Source organism: Peribacillus sp. P4_C12 (assembly GCF_056402095.1).
This window is the reverse complement of record NZ_JBFUIB010000584.1, coordinates 1-2080: the sequence shown is the minus strand read 5'-3', so window position 1 is coordinate 2080 and position 2080 is coordinate 1. Positions and strand designations below refer to the sequence as shown.

Here is a 2080-nt window from a genome sequence, read left to right as displayed (position 1 = left end):
TCTTTTTCCGGTGTGGTTAAAACTGCATGTTTAAAGACCTGTGATACTGTATAAGAATTCGTCCCAGTATGATTGGCTATCAAATACCTTACCTCCTTTACTAACTAAAACGATTCATTAAATTGCTTCCCAAATTGCAGCAATCCCTTGACCTCCACCGATACAAAGCGAAGATACGCCATACTTTTTCCCGCGTCTTTGCAATTCATAAATTAAGGAAAGTGAAATACGTGCACCACTTGCGCCTAACGGATGGCCTAAAGCCACTGCGCCTCCGTTGACATTTCCAATTTCAGGATCAAAATCAAGCAGTTTTTGGCACCCAAGATATTGAGCAGCAAATGCTTCATTAATTTCAACAAGATCGAGATCCTTAATATCCATCCTTGCCCTTGAAAGCGCTTGCTGAATAGCCGTAACTGGTCCTAATCCCATTAATTTTGGATCAACGCCGGAGATTCCATAGGAAACGAGACGGGCTAACGGTTTAATGTTATTTTTTTCAGCATAATCTGAAGATGTTAGAATGACCGCTGCCGCTCCATCATTGATACCACTTGCATTGGCTGCTGTAACGACCCCATTATCTTTAAACCGTGCTTTTAACTTGGAGATTTTCTCATAGGTTGAAGCACGAGGATGTTCGTCCCGATCAATATTCACTTCGCCTTTTCTTGTTTTAATAGCTACTGGGGTAATTTCTTTGCCAAAGTAACCTTTTTCAATGGCGGCTAGTGCCCGCTCGTTACTTCTTACTGCGAACYCATCGCAGCTTTCTCGGGTGATACCATACTCTGAGGCAATATTTTCTGCCGTGATGGACATCGTGCAATCTCCATATGGATCATATAGGGATTCCCATAGAAAATCGGCCATTGGTGCTTGCCCAAGAGGAATCCCAAAGCGTGCTCCACGAATAACATGAGGGATTTGGCTCATATTTTCCGCTCCACCAGCAAGGGCTACTTGTGATTCACCAAGCCTGATGGATTGGGCTGCCGATACAATGGCCTGCAATCCAGAACCGCATAAACGATTGACGGTAAGCCCTGGTGCTGACTGCGGGATACCAGATTTCAATCCAATATGCCTACCTAGGAACACAGCGTCGCCGCTTGATTGAATAACATTCCCCATCACTACTTGATCTACTTCTTCTGGTTTTATCCCTGAACGAGTCATTGCTTCCTTAGAAGCTATTACACCGAGGTCAATAGCTGAAACATCTTTGAAAGATCCCCCGAATTCAGTAAATGCCGTTCTTGCTCCCTCTATTAAAACAATATCGTTTCCCGCCATGTTTTGTATCCTCCCTTTTATATTGGGACGCTAGCGCCCCCATTTTGTTATTTAAAAATAGCTTTTCTTTTTTCTACGAAGGCCTGCATGCCTTCCTTACGGTCAGAAGAGGCAAACGTGTTACCAAAACAAGCCATTTCAATATCCAGTGCTGTATCTAAGTCTGTATTGGCGCCGGCATTAACTGCCTTTTTCATCATCTTCATTGCCATCGAAGATTTACCTGCCAATTTTACTGCCCATTCTTTCGCTTCAGTCAACAGTTGATCTGCAGGAACGACTTTATTAACAATACCAAGTTCATAGGCTCTTTCACCGGAGAACATTTCGCCAAAATACAGAATTTCCTTAGCCGCTTTTTGGCCAACTAAACGCTGAAAACGCTGAGTTCCTCCGCCTCCTGGAATAATCCCCAGATTAATTTCCGGAAATCCGAATTTCGTGCGTTCAGAACAAATAATCAAATCACAAGCAAGGGCAAGCTCCGCACCGCCGCCTAAAGCAAGACCATTTACAGCTGCAATTATAGGTTTTGACAGCCGTTCCATTTTTTCAAAAGCTCCTCGGGAAATTTCATTATTCTGCAGAATCTCCATTTCCGTCAGGTTCATCATCTCTTTTATGTCTGCGCCGGCTGCAAATGATCGATCGCCACTGCCCGTAATGATCACTGCTCTTACCCTGCTGTCACGGTCCAATTGATCCATAAGCATGGAAAGTTCTTTAAAAGACTGCCAGTTTAATGGATTGTGAGGGGGTCTATTCAAATAAACAGTTGCTA

2 protein-coding genes are annotated in these 2080 nt (G+C 43.5%); both read right to left on the bottom strand.

The genetic code is table 11. The features are described 5' to 3' along the window. Positions 1 to 117 precede the first annotated feature (117 nt). Positions 118 to 1299, bottom strand: a complete 1182-nt coding sequence (locus AC1DUW_RS26805) for an acetyl-CoA C-acetyltransferase (protein ID WP_477643927.1) — start codon at positions 1297 to 1299, stop codon at positions 118 to 120. A gap of 47 nt (positions 1300 to 1346) precedes the next feature. Beyond that, positions 1347 to 2080, bottom strand: a 734-nt coding sequence (locus tag AC1DUW_RS26800; protein WP_477643926.1) for an enoyl-CoA hydratase/isomerase family protein, incomplete at its 5' end; no start/stop codon positions are given.